Here is a 15,913-nt window from a genome sequence, read left to right as displayed (position 1 = left end):
TCAGTCCCAGCTCAGCGCCCCACCATTCTGATATTCGATGACGCGGGTCTCGAAGAAGTTCTTCTCCTTCTTGAGGTCCATCGCCTCGCTCATCCATGGGAACGGGTTTTCCGTCTCGGGATAGACCGGCGCCAGGCCAAGCTGGGCGCAGCGGCGGTTGGCGATGAAGTGCATATACTGCTCGCACAGCGCCGCGTTCAGCCCGAGGAACCCGCGCGGCATCGTATCGCGCCCATAAGCCGCCTCCAGCTCCGCGGCCGTGCGGATCATGCCGCGAACTTCCTCCTGGAACTCCGCCGTCCAGACATGCGGGTTTTCCGCCTTAATCTGGTTGATCACGTCGATGCCGAAATTGAGGTGAATGCTCTCGTCGCGCAGGATGTATTGATACTGCTCGGCAATGCCGACCATCTTGTTGCGGCGTCCCAGCGACAGTATCTGCGCGAAGCCGGTATAGAACCACATCCCCTCGAAGATCACGTAGAAGGCGATGAGATCGCGCACGAAGGCCCGGTCGGTGTCAGGCGTGCCGGTGGTGAAGTCGGGATCGTCCAGATGTTGCGTGAAGGTGATGGCCCACGCCGCCTTGTCGGTGATCGAAGGCACCTCGCGATACATGTTGAAAAGCTCGCCTTCATCGAGCCCGAGCGACTCCACGATGTACTGGAACGTGTGCGTGTGCACCGCCTCCTCGAACGCCTGCCGCAGCAGGTACTGCCGGCATTCCGGATTGGTCAGGTGCTTGTAGATCGCCAGCACGATATTGTTGGCGACGAGGCTCTCCGAAGCCGCAAAGAACCCCAGATTGCGCTTGAGCGTGTGCCGCTCATCATCGGTCAGTCCATCCTTGGACTTCCACAGCGCAATATCGGCCTGCATCGAGACTTCGGTGGGCATCCAATGGTTGTTGCAGCCATTGAGGTATTTCTCCCACGCCCATTTGTATTTGAGCGGCAGAAGCTGGTTCACATCGGCGCGGCAATTGATCATCGCCTTGTCGTCCACCGACACGCGACCGCCCTTGGGGTCGATGTGGGTTTCGGGGATGGCAGGACTTGGTTTAGGGAGGTCCGAGGACCAATCGAGGGACATTTGGATTCCTTGAGTTGACATGACGGACCCCGCCGGAGTCGGCTTCGTGCGCTATCGCGTACCGATCGCAGGGCGGCTCCTCCCCCTTGACGGGGGAGGATGGGTGGGGGTGTTCGGAGCCACGATGTTGGTATGGGGCCAACCGTCCCCCACCCTTAATCCCTGCCCGCAAGGGGGAGGGTATCGACTGCACCATCTCGTTCCTTCTTACTGACAAGCCTCACAGTCGGGATCGTCGATCAAACAAGCCGGCCCATCGATCACCGGCATGATCAGCGACGTGCGTAGTGACGCCGCTTTAACTACCGGCGCCGCCACCATTGGCCCACTCACCGCCACCGCGTTCAGCTTCCCATCAGTCCCCTTCAGCGTCGACTTCTCCACATGCGTCGCCGAGCGCGACCGCAGGTAATACGTCGTCTTTAGCCCCGCCTTCCACGCCGACCGATAGAGCTGGTCCAGCGCCTTGCCAGACGGATTTGCAAGATACAGGTTCAAAGACTGCGCCTGGTCGATCCACGTCTGTCGCCGCGACGCTGCCGCAATGATCCACGCAGAATCCATCTCGAATGCCGTGGCGTAAATCGCCTTGATGTCGTCCGGCACCCGGTCGATCTGCCCCACCGACCCATCGAAATATTTGAGGTCCGAGATCATCACCGTGTCCCACAGCCCGCGCGCCTTGAGGTCACGCACCAGGTGCGCATTCACCACCGTGAAATCGCCGCTCATGTTCGATTTCACATAGAGGTTCTGATAGCCCGGCTCGATCGACTGGCTCACCCCGCAAATGTTAGAAATCGTCGCCGTCGGCGCGATCGCCATCGTGTTGGAATTGCGCATCCCAACGCTCTTCACCCGAGCCCGCAACGTCTCCCAATCCAGCCGCTGGGTGCGGTCCACATTGATCTCGCTGCGCGTTCTCGCCAGCAATTCCTGGCTATCGATCGGCAAAATGCCCTGGCTCCACAGCGACCCTCGGAAGCTCGCATAAGCCCCCCGCTCCTCCGCCAGATTGGTCGACGCCGAAATCGCAAAATAGCTGATCGCCTCCATCGAGCTATCGGCAAATTCCACCGCTGCGTCGGACGCATAGGCAATGCCCTGCACCTGCAGCGCATCGGCAAATCCCATCAGCCCCAACCCAACCGGCCGATGCCGCAGGTTGGACTTTCGTGCCTCCGGAATGGTGTAGAAATTGATGTCCACCACATTGTCGAGCATGCGCATGGCCACATCGACCGTGTGCTTGAGCCGCGCCATATCCAGCCCGTTCGGCCCGATATGCGCCAAGAGGTTGATGGAGCCGAGATTGCACACCGCCACCTCGTCCTTGCTCGTATTGAGCGTGATCTCGGTGCACAGGTTCGACGAATGCACCACGCCCACATGTTGCTGCGGCGAGCGGATATTGCACGGGTCCTTGAAGGTGATCCACGGATGCCCGGTCTCGAAGATCATGGTCAGCATCTTGCGCCACAGGTCGAGCGCCTTGACCGTGCGATGCACCTTCAGCCCACCCGCTGCCGCCTTGGCCTCATAGCCCTCATAAGCCGCTTTGAATGCCGGCCCATAAAGATCATGCAGGTCCGGCGCCTCGTCGGGCGAAAACAGCGTCCAGTCCGCCCCCGCCTCGACGCGCTCCATGAACAGATCCGGCACCCAGTTAGCGGTGTTCATGTCATGCGTGCGGCGGCGGTCGTCACCGGTATTCTTGCGCAGGTCGAGGAACTCCTCGATGTCGACATGCCAGGTCTCGAGATACGCGCAGACCGCCCCCTTGCGCTTGCCGCCCTGGTTGACCGCAATCGCCGTATCATTCGCCACCTTCAGGAACGGCACGACGCCCTGGCTCTCGCCATTGGTGCCCTTGATATGCGCGCCCAGCCCGCGCACCGGCGTCCAGTCATTGCCCAGCCCGCCCGAATATTTGGCCAGCAGCGCATTGTCCTTCACCGCCTTGAAGATGCCGTCGAGGTCATCGGCCACCGTAGTCAGGAAGCACGAGGAAAGCTGCGGCCGCAGCGTGCCCGAATTGAACAGCGTTGGCGTCGAAGCCATGAAATCGAAGCTCGACAGCAGGTCATAAAACGCGATCGCCCGCGCCTCGCGATCGATCTCGCGCACCGCCAAACCCATGGCCACGCGCATAAAAAACGCCTGCGGCAGCTCGAACACAGTGCGTTCGACATGCAGGAAATACCGGTCATAGAGCGTCTGCAGGCCCAGATACTGGAACTGCATATCTCGCTCCGGCTTGATCGCCGCCGCGATGCGCTTGAGGTCGAACCGCGCCAGTTCCGGGTCGATCAATTCGGCCTTGATGCCAACTGCCAGATAGTCCGGAAAATACTCCGCATAGCGCGTCGCCATATCGGCCTGCGTCGCCAGTTCGGTGCGCCCGGAGATATAGCTCAGCGCCTCTCGGCGCAGCTTGTCGAGCAAGAGGCGCGCCGATACCAGCGCATAATTCGGCTCGGTTTCCACCAGCGTCCGCGCCGCCAGGATCGGCGCCAGCGCCAGCTCATCCAGCGAAATGCCGTTGTAGAGGTTGCGCCGGGTTTCCTCCAGAATGGTCTCGGCCGACGTGCCCTCCAGCCCGTCACAAGCCTCGCCAACCACCGTCGCCAACCTCGCTTCATCCAGCGGCACCAGAGTGCCATCCGACAGCGTCATGCTCAGCGCCGAGGTCGAAGTTACCACCGGCTGGGTCGCTGCGCGCGCCTTGGCGTGTTCCTCGCGATACAACACATAGGCCCGCGCCACCTTCTGGTGCTCCCCGCGCATCAGCGCCAGCTCGACCTGGTCCTGTACGTCCTCGATATGGAACACGCGCCCGTCCTTGGCCCGCCGCGTCAGCGCTGCAAACACCTCCCCCGTCAGCCCCTCGACAATCTCGTGCACCCGGCGCGAAGCGGCCGCCTTGTTGCCTTCGACCGCCAAAAACGCCTTGGTCAGCGCCACCGCGATCTTGGACGGATCGAACGGCACCGTGCCGCCATTGCGCTTGATGATGGAATAGCCCGGCTCGGCCGCAGGCCGGCGCTCCGCAGCGTCATAGGCGAAAGGCGCGACAGCATCGTCGGCGCGCTCAATAATATCGAGTTCAGTCATGTGGACCCCCAGAGACCCCGTAGGTGGAAGCGGGGATGGGGGACGCGCGCGAACTGGCCAACAACGGGCCACAGTTTCGCATGCGACCAACCGGACACCCCGCCGTGGACGAATTAACCTGTCGTGGCAGGTATCTGGCTGACGTGATTTTCCGGATTGTCGCGCTTCCGAACCGGAAAAGTGGTGTCCACTTTTCCTGGAAACGCTCCGGGGAGCACGCTTTCACAGTTGCGGGGGCAGCGCTGGACTGGAACCGAAGTTCGCACCAGCTTCCCTATTATCACCCGTCCTTGCGACCCGGATGACCACGACACACCACATATAGTGTTCCCGCGCATGATTCGCGTCAATGGCTTGTGACAGATTCTGTCGCAACGCGATCGCCACTGTGGAAAGCGGAGATATAAAGAAATCTTTATATCCCGATTGACAGCCCTGCCGCCCCTATTGCATGCTCACCCTGCCCAATGGTCCCCGCAAGGGATAACAGGGAATCCGGTGCGGCCAATGCCCAGTCCGGAGCTGCCCCCGCAACTGTAGGCGGTGACGGGTGCTCATCGAGCCACTGGCGCAAGCTGGGAAGGCGAGCATCCGGCGATACCCGCGAGCCAGGAGACCTACCTTGGGATTGAACGCTCACGTGACGCCGGTCGGGTGGACTGGTCGAGGACATGCTATGACGATCTACCCGCTGCCGATTGTATCAATGCCCAGGTTCCGAATGCGTCGCTCCTGACGCTCCGAACCTGGGACCGATCGATAGTCAGCTCAGGCTGAGCCGAAAATGTCGGTTTTCGAGAACCGGACCGGAGCGTACGTTTGGGTACGTGAGGACCGGAAGCGCAGAAAACCGGCATTTGCAGGCCAGCATCAGCTGAATAGCGATTGGTCTCCCCATTTTTCGACGCCCTGACCGTGGCGGCCCTTTGGCCCGCCGGCGGGCGCGTAACCTTGCATCGGCACCACCATGACCAAATCCGCCAATCTCGGCTTTCCCCGCATCGGCCTCCACCGCGAGCTGAAAAAGAGCCTCGAATCCTACTGGAAAGGCGAGACCGACGCCGCCGCGCTCCACGCCACCGGCCAGGCCCTCCGCGCCCGCCACTGGCAGCTCCAGCGCGATGCCGGCATCGACATCATCCCCTCCAATGATTTCGCCTATTACGACCACATGCTCGATACCACCGCCATGCTCGGCGCCATCCCGCCGCGCTTTGCCGGCATAGCCGATCCCGATCAGCTCTATTTCGCCATGGCCCGCGGCACCGCCGCTGCCCCGGCCATGGAGATGACAAAGTGGTTCGACACCAATTACCACTACATCGTCCCGGAGTTGCACGCCGGCCAGCGCTTCCATCTCGCCACCACCAAGGCGCTCGACCACTATCGCGAAGCCAAGGCTTTGGGCATCGACACTCGCCCGGTGCTGGTCGGCCCGGTGACCTGGCTCAGCCTCGCCAAGTCCAAGGACGACGGCCTCGATCCCGTATCGCTGCTCGATAACGTGCTGCCCGTCTATGCCGAACTGCTCGCCGCCCTCAAAGCCGAAGGCGCCACTTGGGTGCAAATCGACGAGCCCATCCTCGTGCTCGATCTCTCCGACTCCCAGAAAAACGCCCTGTGCCAAGCCTACGCCGCCCTTTCCACCCCCGGCCCGCGCATCATGCTGGCGACCTACTTCGACGCCCTGGGCGACAATACCGACCTCGCCACCCAACTCCCCGTCGATGGCCTGCACATCGATCTTGTCCGCGCGCCCGAGCAATTGCCCCGCGTCCTCAAGCTGCTCGACACGGACAAAACTCTGTCCGTAGGCGTCATCGACGGCCGCAATATCTGGCGTGCCGATCTCGACAAGCAGTTGGCCCTGATCACCACCGCTTGGGACGCCATCGGCCCCGATCGCCTGGAAATCGCCCCTTCCTGCTCCCTGCTGCACATCCCGGTCGATCTCGATGGCGAAACCGCGCTGGACGACGAACTGCGCTCCTGGCTTGCCTTCGCCAAACAAAAGCTGGCCGAAGTCTCCGCCCTCACCCTGGCCATGCAAAAGGGCCGCAGCGCCGCCAAACCCGCCTTCCATGCCAGCGCCACCGCCGTCGCCGCGCACAAGGCCTCAACCCGCATCCATAAGCCCGCGGTCAAAGCCCGCGCCGCCGCCAAAATTGCCCTCGGTCGCGGCGGCGTCTTCTCGACCCGCCGCGCCTTGCAGCGCCAGCGCTACAACTTGCCCGCATTCCCCACCACAACCATTGGCTCCTTCCCCCAAACCGCCGAAGTCCGCGAACAGCGCGCCGCCTTCAAAAAAGGCCAGATCGACCAGAGGACCTACGACGCCTTCCTCGAAGCCGAAACCAAACGCGCCGTCCGCATCCAGGAGCGCATCGGCCTCGACGTGCTGGTGCATGGCGAATTCGAGCGCAACGACATGGTGGAATACTTTGGCGAACAGCTCGACGGCTTCGCCTTCACCCGCAATGGCTGGGTCCAGTCCTATGGCTCCCGCTGCGTCAAGCCGCCAGTGATCTATGGCGATGTCAGCCGCCCTGCCCCCATGACCGTCCGCTGGTCCGCCTACGCCGCCTCACTCACCGACCGCCCGATGAAGGGCATGCTCACCGGCCCGGTGACCATCCTGCAATGGAGCTTCGTGCGCGTCGACCAGCCCCGCTCGGAAACCTGCCGCCAGATCGCCCTCGCCATCCGCGACGAGGTCATCGATCTGGAGACAGCCCGCATCGGCATCATCCAGATCGACGAGCCTGCCCTGCGCGAGGGCCTGCCGCTCCGCCACAGCGATTGGGACACCTACCTCCGCTGGGCCGTCGACTGCTTCCGCGCCTCCGCTTCCGGGGTCTCCGACGCCACCCAGATCCACACCCATATGTGCTATGCCGAGTTCAACGACATCATGCCCGCCATCGCCGAGATGGACGCCGATGTCATCTCCATCGAAACCTCGCGCTCCGATATGGAACTGCTCGAAGCCTTCCGCGATTTCAAATATCCCAACGAGATCGGGCCCGGCGTCTGGGACATTCACTCCCCGCGCGTCCCCAGCCAGGCCGATATGGAAGCCCTGATGCGCAAGGCAGCCGAAGGCATCCCCGCCGACCAACTTTGGGTCAATCCGGATTGCGGCTTGAAAACCCGCGGCTGGCCCGAAGTCGAGGCGGCGCTGGAAAACCTCGTCGTGACTGCCAAAGCCCTGCGCCGTTAGTCGCTAGCGCCGCGCATAGTCTGTGACGATACCATAGGCTTTGCGCGGCCCGCTCACATCGTGGGCAATGCGAAACCCAACGGGCAGATCGAACCGGTACGTGGAGGCATAGACATCGGGGGCACAATTGTGAAAGCCGCCGCCGATCAATGCGCCACCACTCAGGTCAAGATCGACATCCTGAAACAGCCGCGGCGGCTTTTCGTCAAACATCACGCGAAAGCCGCCGCCGCGCAGCTCGTAGATATAGCGCCGCTCGAACGCATAATCCTTGCCATCCGCCAGGGTCAGCGTCCCCGTCTCGGCATAGTTCAGGCAATTATCGCCGACCCGACCGAACGTCGCCTGCCCCGTCATGATCGATCCGCCCGTCACCGATCGCCTGAACGACCAGTCGCCGACCAGGCCCCGTAAATCGCCCGCCTGCACGTCGCGATCAGTCGACGCCAACCATGACGTCGGAGGCTTTGACGATCGCATAAGCGCTCTGCCCTACCTTCAGGCCCAGCTCATCCACCGCCTCATTGGTGATCGACGCCGTGACGATCGAGCCGCCAACATCGATCCGCACATGGGCCGTGGTCGCGCCCTTGACGACTTCGGTGACGACGCCCTTGAGGCGGTTTCTGGCGCTGATCTTCATGAGCTTCTTCCTTCGCTTGCGATAATGCCGACACTAGCATGAGCTGCGTCAGCTTTGCATGGTGCCGTTCAAAAGCATGTCAACCGCGCTTTCCATCGATCCCGCCAGCGTCACTGTCCCCGCATTAACGAAGAAAATCGCGTCTGCATTGTCGATGGTGTTGAGTCTGTGCGCGATGATCACCTTGGTCGTGCTCGCCGGCAGGCGTTTGAGAATATCCTCCAGCAATTGCTCGGTCACCGTATCGATATTGGCCGTCGCCTCATCGAGGATCAGCAATTCCGGATTGCGCAACGCCGCCCGGATAAAAGCGATCAGCTGCTTCTGCCCCAAGCTCATCGCATCGCCGCTCGAGGACACCGAGGTATCGAGCCCACCTTCGAAGCGCGACAGCAGGCTGTTCAGCCCGGCGCTTTCCAGCGTTGCCATCAGCACCTCGTCCGGCTTTCCGATATAGGCCGGATTGCCATAGATAATGTTGTCGCGCACCGTTCCGGTGAACAGGAATGGCTCCTGCAGGATAAAGCCGATCTTGGCCGCGCGCTCCTCTGGCGTATAGGCGCGAATATCCTTGCCATCGAGCCGCACCGTGCCCGAACTCGGATCATAGAGCCGCGCCATCAATGACGCCGTCGTGGTCTTGCCACCGCCGGTCGGCCCAATCAGGGCATAAGTCTTGCCGCGTTCCAGCGCGAAATTGATCCCGCTCAGCACATCCTTGCCATCGGGATAGCGGAACGACACGTTCTCGAACGCCATCACCGCATCCGACACGACCGCATCCGAAGGCACCACCACCATGTCCGATTGCAGCGCCAGCACTTCGGAAATGCGGTCCAACCCCGCCAGCGCCAATTGCAGCGACGACCAGATCGACGCCAACTGCCGCAGCGGATTGTAGAAATTGGTGACGTAGAGCAAAAACCCGATCAGCAGGCCTGTGGTCATATCGCCCGCATCGATCAAAATGATGCCGTAACCCAGCACGATCAGCGTGCCCAGCGTCGCCGCCAGGCCATACAGCGGCAGGAACACGTTGCTCGCCACCCCCGCGCTGACAGAGGCCGAATAGTTGACCTCATTGGCAACGGCGAACTTCTCGCGGAAGTAATCCAGCCGGTTGAACGCCACGATCACCTTGAAATTGGCTAGGCTCTCCTGCACTTCCCCGCTCAACCCGCCCAGCGTTTGCAAGCTCTTAAAGCTGGCGCGCTTGACCCAGGGGGACAGCAATTGCGTGGCGATCAGCACCAGCACCGCCGGCACCAGCGCCGCCGCGCCCAGCTTGATATTGAGCACCAGCAGCAGGATGCCCGCGCCGACGATCAAGAACGCATTGCCCAGAAACTGCATCAGCGCCTGGGCGAAAAACTGGTTCAGCTTGTCGGTATCATTGTTGATGCGCGAGATCAGGTCGCCCGAACGGTTCTGGTTGAAGAACGCAACCGGCAACTCCTGCAGCTTGGTGAAAATCGCATTGCGCAGGTTGAACAGGATACGCCGCCCCACCCCACCCATCGTCCGCGTCTGCGTATAGCTCGACACCAACTGCACTAGGAACACCGCCAGCAACAGCCCCGACCAGGTGAGCACGCCCGTATAGTCGCCCTTGGAAATGAACTGATCCACGATGTGACCGATGATGAACGGCGATGTCAGCGTCATCGCCGAGGTTATCGCGATCGCCGAAAAAGCGACCCCGATATTGCGCCATTCATCGGCCATGAGCGGGAGCAGCCGGGCCAGACCGGTCCAGATCGACTCTTTGCTCTCGCTGGCGTCCTTGGTGTTAAGCTTGTAGTTCATAGTCTTCGGTGCTTTGCTGAGAGCTATAAATCTGCACGTATTCGGGCGAGCGGTGCATCAGTTGCGCATGCGTGCCCTCGGCCAGCACCTTGCCCTCCATCAGCAGCACGATCTGGTCATAGTCCTCCACCGGCCCGATCTTCTGCGTCACCGAGATCAGCGTGATGCCCGGATAATTGGCGCTCACATTAGCCAGGATCTTCTTCTCCGTTCGCGCATCCACCCGCGCCGTGAAATCGTCCAGCAACAGCACCTTGGGATTGAGCGCCAGCGCCCGCGCCAGCATGATGCGCTGCTTCTGCCCACCCGACAGGCTGGTGCCGCGCTCCGAAATCACCGTATCCAGCCCCGCCGGCAGCGTGCCGATGAAATCCTCCAGCTCCGCCGTCTCCACCGCCTTGGCCAAGCTCGCATCATCCACCACGGCGCTGAACGCGATATTCTCGCGCACCGACAGGTTGAACGTCACGCTGTCCTGAAACACCAGCCCGACCTGCCGATGCAGCGCCTGCTTGTCATAATCGGTCAGCTTGCGCCCATCGACTTTGATGCTCCCGCTATCGGGCACGATCAACCCGCTGATCGCAAACAGCAATTGCGTCTTGCCCGCCGCCGTCGGCCCGATCACCGCCGTGCGCGTCCCAGCCTTCACCACCAGGCTGACATCGTCCAGCGCATCACGCTGTCCATAGCGCACTGTCAGGTGCTCGACAGCGATATCGCCGCGCAATTCCGCGGTCACATTGCCCCACGGCTTGGGCGCCTGGCTCACCAGAACCTTGGCGATGCGCTCATAGGATGCCGAGGCCTGCGCCACCACATTGCTCATGAAACCGATGATGATAATGGGGAAAATCAGGATGCCCAGATAGCTGTTGAACGCGGTGAAATCACCCAGCGTCATGGTGCCCGAAATCACCAGATGCCCACCGAACGCCACGATCACCAGCGTCGCCAGATTGGTGCAGAACGTGATGACCGGGATCAGCGTCGAGAACATGCGCAAAATGCTCATGCCGATCGATTTGGCCTCGCTATTGGCCTCCAGAAACTTAGTATATTCGCTGGCCTGCGAGTTCAGCAGCCGGATCAGCGAAGAGCCCAGGATGCTCTCGTTGATCACCTTGTTCAGCCAGTCGATCGCCTCCTGCGACTTGCGGAACAGTTTTCGCACCCGGCTCAGCACATAATAGAAGCTGAACCCGATGACCGGCACCACGGTCAGCACCGCCACCGCCAGTTGCCAGTCGATCAGCAGCAGCAGCACGCTGGCACCGATGATCAGGAAAAACGAAGACACGATGGACGAAATCGCCTGCGACACGAACGATTTGACCGCATCGACGTCGGACGTCAGATTGGTCAGCAGCCGCGACGGCGTCACCGTCTGCACATAGGCAAAGTCCTGCCGCGAAATCGTATCCACCAGCCGCGCCCGCAAATCGCGCGCCACCCGCTCGGCCGCCACAGTCTGCACGATCGACTGCCCATAGGTCAGCACGAACACGCCCGCCGCCAGCGTCAGGAACTCTTCAATCAGCGTCGTCAGCGAATAATCTGCCCCGCCAACGCTGTCGATTGCCCGCGCGATCAGTTGCGGTCCAACCAGGTTCAGCGCATTGCTGGCGATGGTCAGCGCCACCAGCAGCGCGATCCATGGCCAATAGGGGATCAATAGCGGCAACAGGCCGCCGGAACTGGGCTTGCCCTTGCGCCCTTCTTGAACAGACATGCGGCGCCTTTTCCCGGCCAATGCGACTCGCCAGACTGCAGATGCAAAATCCGGTCGGCTCTCCTATATCATGGTGGCTGGATTGAGGAACAAGCCATGCGCTCATCGCGCCAGGATACGGAGAAGCACCGCGAAGCCATTATCGACGCCGCCGCAAGGCTGGCGCGCGAGAAGGGTCTCGATGCCGTCAGCATACCCGAACTGATGGCCGAAATCGGCATGACCCATGGCGGCTTCTACAAGCATTTCGCCTCCAAGGAGGCGCTGGCCCCCGTCGCATTCGAGCGCGCCTTTGGCGCGGTCGATGGCCTGCTGGAGGCTTCCGCGACCAATCACCCAAACGACCCCACCGGCGCCCAGCGCGAATTCTTGGCCACCTACCTGTCACCCGCCCACCGCGACAATCCCGGCACCGGCTGTGCCACCTCGGCGCTGGCCGGCGACGTCGCGCGCGCCGATTGCGGCTGCGTCGCGCAACAGGCCTATGTCACTGGCGTCGAGCAAATGGTCAGCGAATTGCAGGCGGCGCAGGGCGATACCAGCCCCGACGCGCATCAGCAGGCGCTGGTCAAACTCTCCACCATGGTTGGCGCGCTGTTGCTGTCGCGCGCCACGCGCGGCAATGCCATTTCCGACGATCTGCTGACCGCCGCCTTGGGCGTGGTTTCCCCCAAGCCCGAATAGACCAAAAAATATCCGGCCCAGCCCCTTGCCGATTTAGATGACGATCATAATCTAATTGGAGCCGGACGAACCGTTCGGTATTGCGCCGCTCCTGCTGGCGCTGGGCTTAACGGAGAATTTCCATGTCCAACTCATCCCTCGGCACCGCCCTGATCACCGGCGCGTCCTCCGGTATCGGCGAAGTCTATGCCGACCGCCTCGCCAAGCGCGGTTATGACCTGATCCTGGTCGCCCGCAATGTCGACCGCCTCGGCGCCCTCGCCACGCGCCTCTCCACCGAAACCGGCCGCAACATCGAAACCATCAGCGCCGAACTCGGCAATGCCGCCGACCGCAATAAGGTCGAGGCCCGCCTCCGCGACGACGCCGCCATCACGCTCTTCGTCAACAATGCCGGCATCTATGCCGGCGGCCCGCTGGCTGAGGCTAATCTCGACGACATCGAGACCATGCTCGACGTCAACGTCACCGCCCTCACCCGCCTCGCCAGCGCCGCATCGGCCAATTTCGTCAAGCAAGGCCGCGGCACTCTGGTCAATGTTGCTTCGGTTCTGGCCCTGCTGGATACCCCGCAGACCGCATCCTATGGCGCCACCAAGGCCTACGTCCTCAGCTTTACCCACTCGCTTGATCTCGAACTGTCCCCGCTCGGCATCCAGGTCCAGGCCGTGCTGCCCGGCTACACCCGCACCCCGATGATCGGCAACGGCGCCGGCATTCCTCCGGAACTGGTGATGGAAGTTGATGACCTGGTCGACGCCGCCCTCGCCGGTCTCGACCGCAAGGAACTCGTCACCATCCCGTCCCAGCACAATGACGGTGACTACGCCCGCCTGATCGAAGCCCGCACGAGCCTGCTCACCGGCCTCGTCGGCAACCGCCCCGCTCCGCGCTACGCCGCCTGATCGAAACCGGCCGAAACACCCGGCCTAGTCTCCCAGCCGAATTCGGTGCTAAGATAAGTCTCGCCCGCCGCTCCTCCAGCCGCGCGCGAGACTCATTCAGATCGGAATTCGCAATGCGATACAAACCTTTAGGCGGGACGGGCTTGCTCGTTTCCGAAATCTGCCTTGGCACGATGACCTTTGGCGGCACCGGCGGCGGCATCTGGAGCAATATCGGCCAGCTCGATCAGCAGACCGCCGATGGCATCGTGACCCGCGCCCTCGATGCCGGCGTCAATTTCATCGATACCGCCGATGTTTATTCCCAAGGCATCTCCGAAGAAATCACCGGCAAGGCCATGGTCAACTCCGGCCGCAAGCGCACCGATATCGTGCTCGCCACCAAGATGACCGGCGCCATGGGCCAGGGCCCCAACGATCGCGGTTCCTCGCGCGGCCACATCATGGATGCGGTCAAGGCCAGCCTCAAGCGGCTCAACACCGATTACATCGATCTCTACCAGATCCACTCGCAGGATGCCCTGACCCCGGTCGAGGAAACCGTCCGCGCGCTCGATGACCTGGTCCGCCAGGGCCATGTGCGTTACGTTGGCGTCTCCAATTGGGCCGCCTGGCGCATCATGAAGGCGCTCGGCCTGTCCGACAAACACGGCTGGGCCCGCTTTGAAACGCTGCAGGCCTATTACACCATTGCTGGCCGCGATCTCGAACGCGATATCGTGCCCCTGATCGACGACCAGAAAATCGGCCTCATGGTGTGGAGCCCTCTCGCCGGCGGCCTGCTCAGCGGCAAATACAACCGCGACGGCAGCGGTCCCGATGGCGCACGTCGCGCCAATTTCGATTTCCCGCCCGTCAACCGCGACCGCGCCTTCAACGCCGTCGATGTCATGCGCGAGATCGGCGACGCCAAGGGCGTTTCGGTGGCCCGCATTGCCCTCGCCTGGGTGCTGCACCAGAAGCACGTCATGTCGGTCATCATCGGCGCCAAGACCATCGAGCAGCTCGATGACAACCTGGCCGCCACCGAGGTCAAGCTGACCGAGGACGAGCTCAAGCGTCTCGACGCCGTCAGCGCCCTGCCTCCGGAATATCCCGGCTGGATGGTCGAACGCCAGCTCGCCGGCCGCATTCCCGGCCAATAATCGCCCAGCCCTTGCGACGCGACTCAGATCAATCCGATCAGCCGCGCCGCCAGGGCAAACAGCGCCACTGCAACCACCCAGACCAGCCACTGCCCCGGCGCGCCGCGCACCAGCACTGCCCGCTCAGGCGATTTCGGATCGTAGTAGACATCGACGCTATCGCCGGGAACGAAGCGCTCGGCCTCCCGCTTCGCCAGCAGCGTAAAGCTGGCGTAGGTCTGCGCCCCATAGCTGGCGCGATCGCTTTTGTACTCAACCCCGTTGACGCGGTAGTCGTAGACCGTCCGCGACCGGAACAGATACCAGTAATAGGTGATCCCGTTGCCGCGCAGATAGTAGCTGCGCACCTTATCGACCCCCGACGTTGCGACCACGCCCTCCACCTTTGGCCAGGTAAACGTCGCCTGCCCGCGCTGATAGATGGCGTTGGCAAACAGCGCCATGAAACCGGCCATCACCGTCACGAAAATCCCGCCCGAGGTGCGCCCGTTCTGCGGCACATACTGGGCGACAATCGCCCCCACATCCTCGGTCAGCAGCATGGCCAGCACGGCCACCGCCGCAACCAGCGCGCCGATCAGAAACGTGATCTCAAACCCGCGCATCGACATCTCGCGCTCAAGCACGTTGTCGTTGGGCTTGTTGCGATCGTAAAACACCGTCACCTTGGCGCCGACGGGATACTTCGCCAGCTTCTCGGCCACCTGATAGTTCCCCACGTCATGGGCAATGCTGATCCGATTGCCGGTCTGCTTCCGGCCATCGGCATGAAACTCATAGGCCACCGTCGCAAAATTGCGAATTTCGGTGTCCACAACCCGGTCGCGGCCACTCCCCGAGCTCTTGTCGACCGTGCGCGCCTCCGAGCGCGATGCGGTGACCCTGCCCGGCACCGCCGCCCAGATACTGGCGCGCTTGACCTCGATATATTTCGTCACCGCGGCCACCATGACCAACCCGTCCATGGCCATCAGGATGGCGAACAAAAACCATTTCAGTTCCATTTACGGGCACCCGGTCAGCGTAAAGACGTCAAAGGACCACTTGTCCGGATTGGCTTCGATAAACGGCACGTGGTCGTGCAGCGCCCGGCCGAAATCGACGAGAAGAATGCTTTCTGGCGCAGCCATCTCGCTGTCGTCGACCAGACCGACCTTGCCCTTGTCGATTGCGTAGGCAGTGCTCACAGGCAGACCCTCGATACTGGGGTCCGGCCGCGCATTATTGCCGGCATTCCAGGTGATATCACCAGGGTATGAGCCGGCAACATTGGGCAGAGTGATGTCAAACATCGCCACGTTCAGCGGGCTGTCATCTGGCGACCTGGCATGAAACTGCATGGTCGCGCCCGATACCGGCTCGACATAGTGCGCCTGGTCGAGCCGGCACTCCGCCCCATTGGCAGCAATTGCGACACTCGCAAAAGCCAGAATGCACGCTGAACGGAAAATCATGAAAGCCCCCTGCACCGGCTCAAGGTGTTCGAGCGGCGCCGTCCCTATAGTGGGGCGAAGCTGTCGCGCCCCCCAATGGGCCGTTCAGTCTGGCTTCACATCCATAAGGGCATTGCTC

The 15,913-nt window shown here is 62.0% G+C and carries 12 protein-coding genes and 2 riboswitches; of the genes, 4 read left to right on the top strand and 8 right to left on the bottom strand.

Going from position 1 to position 15,913, the window contains the following annotated elements:
* On the bottom strand, positions 1 to 1,092 hold the full coding sequence (locus JWP26_RS22320; RefSeq protein WP_299733325.1) for a ribonucleotide-diphosphate reductase subunit beta: 1,092 nt from the start codon (positions 1,090 to 1,092) through the stop codon (positions 1 to 3).
* Positions 1,093 to 1,299: 207 nt separating this feature from the next.
* Positions 1,300 to 4,206, bottom strand: a complete 2,907-nt coding sequence (locus tag JWP26_RS22315) for a ribonucleoside-diphosphate reductase subunit alpha (RefSeq protein WP_299733322.1) — start codon at positions 4,204 to 4,206, stop codon at positions 1,300 to 1,302.
* Between the two features lie 107 nt (positions 4,207 to 4,313).
* A riboswitch (cobalamin riboswitch) is annotated at positions 4,314 to 4,531 on the bottom strand.
* 126 nt (positions 4,532 to 4,657) lie between these two features.
* A riboswitch (cobalamin riboswitch) is annotated at positions 4,658 to 4,846 on the top strand.
* Positions 4,847 to 5,173: 327 nt separating this feature from the next.
* Here JWP26_RS22315 and metE point away from each other — a divergent pair.
* Positions 5,174 to 7,426, top strand: coding sequence for a 5-methyltetrahydropteroyltriglutamate--homocysteine S-methyltransferase (gene metE / locus JWP26_RS22310; protein ID WP_299733319.1), 2,253 nt, complete (start codon positions 5,174 to 5,176; stop codon positions 7,424 to 7,426).
* 3 nt (positions 7,427 to 7,429) lie between these two features.
* Here metE and JWP26_RS22305 read toward each other — a convergent pair whose 3' ends face one another.
* From JWP26_RS22305 to JWP26_RS22290, 4 genes are read right to left on the bottom strand one after another with little or no spacing between them, the layout of a single operon-like run.
* Positions 7,430 to 7,876, bottom strand: a complete 447-nt coding sequence (locus tag JWP26_RS22305) for a DUF6314 family protein (protein ID WP_299733316.1) — start codon at positions 7,874 to 7,876, stop codon at positions 7,430 to 7,432.
* Complete coding sequence (locus JWP26_RS22300) at positions 7,863 to 8,069, bottom strand: molybdopterin-binding protein (RefSeq protein ID WP_299733313.1); 207 nt, start codon at positions 8,067 to 8,069, stop codon at positions 7,863 to 7,865. Before JWP26_RS22300 ends, JWP26_RS22305 begins: the two co-directional genes overlap by 14 nt.
* Before the next feature lie 48 nt (positions 8,070 to 8,117).
* Positions 8,118 to 9,875 carry an ABC transporter ATP-binding protein gene (locus JWP26_RS22295; RefSeq protein ID WP_299733310.1) on the bottom strand — a complete coding sequence of 586 codons (1,758 nt, stop codon included), beginning with the start codon at positions 9,873 to 9,875 and terminating at the stop codon, positions 8,118 to 8,120.
* Entirely contained in the window at positions 9,859 to 11,607 is a 1,749-nt protein-coding gene (locus JWP26_RS22290; RefSeq protein ID WP_299733306.1) for an ABC transporter ATP-binding protein, read from the bottom strand. Before JWP26_RS22290 ends, JWP26_RS22295 begins: the two co-directional genes overlap by 17 nt.
* Positions 11,608 to 11,703: 96 nt before the next feature.
* On the opposite strand from JWP26_RS22290, the gene JWP26_RS22285 reads away from it, so the two are divergent.
* From JWP26_RS22285 to JWP26_RS22275, 3 genes are all read left to right on the top strand, one after another.
* On the top strand, positions 11,704 to 12,291 hold the full coding sequence (locus JWP26_RS22285; protein ID WP_299733303.1) for a TetR/AcrR family transcriptional regulator: 588 nt from the start codon (positions 11,704 to 11,706) through the stop codon (positions 12,289 to 12,291).
* A gap of 122 nt (positions 12,292 to 12,413) precedes the next feature.
* Complete coding sequence (locus tag JWP26_RS22280; protein ID WP_299733301.1) at positions 12,414 to 13,196, top strand: SDR family oxidoreductase; 783 nt, start codon at positions 12,414 to 12,416, stop codon at positions 13,194 to 13,196.
* A gap of 113 nt (positions 13,197 to 13,309) precedes the next feature.
* A complete protein-coding gene (locus tag JWP26_RS22275; RefSeq protein ID WP_299733298.1) occupies positions 13,310 to 14,341 on the top strand; it encodes an aldo/keto reductase in 1,032 nt (343 codons plus the stop codon).
* Positions 14,342 to 14,364: 23 nt separating this feature from the next.
* Here JWP26_RS22275 and JWP26_RS22270 read toward each other — a convergent pair whose 3' ends face one another.
* Together JWP26_RS22270 and JWP26_RS22265 are read right to left on the bottom strand one after the other, a co-directional pair.
* The gene (locus JWP26_RS22270; RefSeq protein ID WP_299733296.1) at positions 14,365 to 15,345 is read right to left on the bottom strand and encodes a DUF3592 domain-containing protein; all 981 of its coding nucleotides are present in this window, start codon (positions 15,343 to 15,345) and stop codon (positions 14,365 to 14,367) included.
* Positions 15,346 to 15,795 (bottom strand): hypothetical protein, encoded by a 450-nt coding sequence (locus JWP26_RS22265; protein WP_299733293.1) that lies wholly within the window; start codon positions 15,793 to 15,795, stop codon positions 15,346 to 15,348.
* Positions 15,796 to 15,913 lie beyond the last annotated feature (118 nt).

The organism is Devosia sp. (assembly GCF_028290435.1).
GTDB lineage: Bacteria > Pseudomonadota > Alphaproteobacteria > Rhizobiales > Devosiaceae > Devosia.
The sequence above is the reverse complement of the archived record's forward strand: the minus strand, read 5'-3'. Positions and strand labels throughout refer to the sequence as shown.

Excerpts from the sequence above, each read along its gene's own strand:
- JWP26_RS22295 (WP_299733310.1), bottom strand. The coding sequence starts at position 9,875 with ATGAACTACAAGCTTAACACCAAGGACGCCAGCGAGAGCAAAGAGTCG.
- JWP26_RS22315 (WP_299733322.1), bottom strand. The coding sequence starts at position 4,206 with ATGACTGAACTCGATATTATTGAGCGCGCCGACGATGCTGTCGCGCCT.
- JWP26_RS22275 (WP_299733298.1), top strand. The coding sequence starts at position 13,310 with ATGCGATACAAACCTTTAGGCGGGACGGGCTTGCTCGTTTCCGAAATC.
- JWP26_RS22300 (WP_299733313.1), bottom strand. The coding sequence starts at position 8,069 with ATGAAGATCAGCGCCAGAAACCGCCTCAAGGGCGTCGTCACCGAAGTC.
- metE (WP_299733319.1), top strand. The coding sequence starts at position 5,174 with ATGACCAAATCCGCCAATCTCGGCTTTCCCCGCATCGGCCTCCACCGC.
- JWP26_RS22285 (WP_299733303.1), top strand. The coding sequence starts at position 11,704 with ATGCGCTCATCGCGCCAGGATACGGAGAAGCACCGCGAAGCCATTATC.
- JWP26_RS22280 (WP_299733301.1), top strand. The coding sequence starts at position 12,414 with ATGTCCAACTCATCCCTCGGCACCGCCCTGATCACCGGCGCGTCCTCC.
- JWP26_RS22265 (WP_299733293.1), bottom strand. The coding sequence starts at position 15,795 with ATGATTTTCCGTTCAGCGTGCATTCTGGCTTTTGCGAGTGTCGCAATT.
- JWP26_RS22270 (WP_299733296.1), bottom strand. The coding sequence starts at position 15,345 with ATGGAACTGAAATGGTTTTTGTTCGCCATCCTGATGGCCATGGACGGG.
- JWP26_RS22290 (WP_299733306.1), bottom strand. The coding sequence starts at position 11,607 with ATGTCTGTTCAAGAAGGGCGCAAGGGCAAGCCCAGTTCCGGCGGCCTG.
- JWP26_RS22320 (WP_299733325.1), bottom strand. The coding sequence starts at position 1,092 with ATGTCCCTCGATTGGTCCTCGGACCTCCCTAAACCAAGTCCTGCCATC.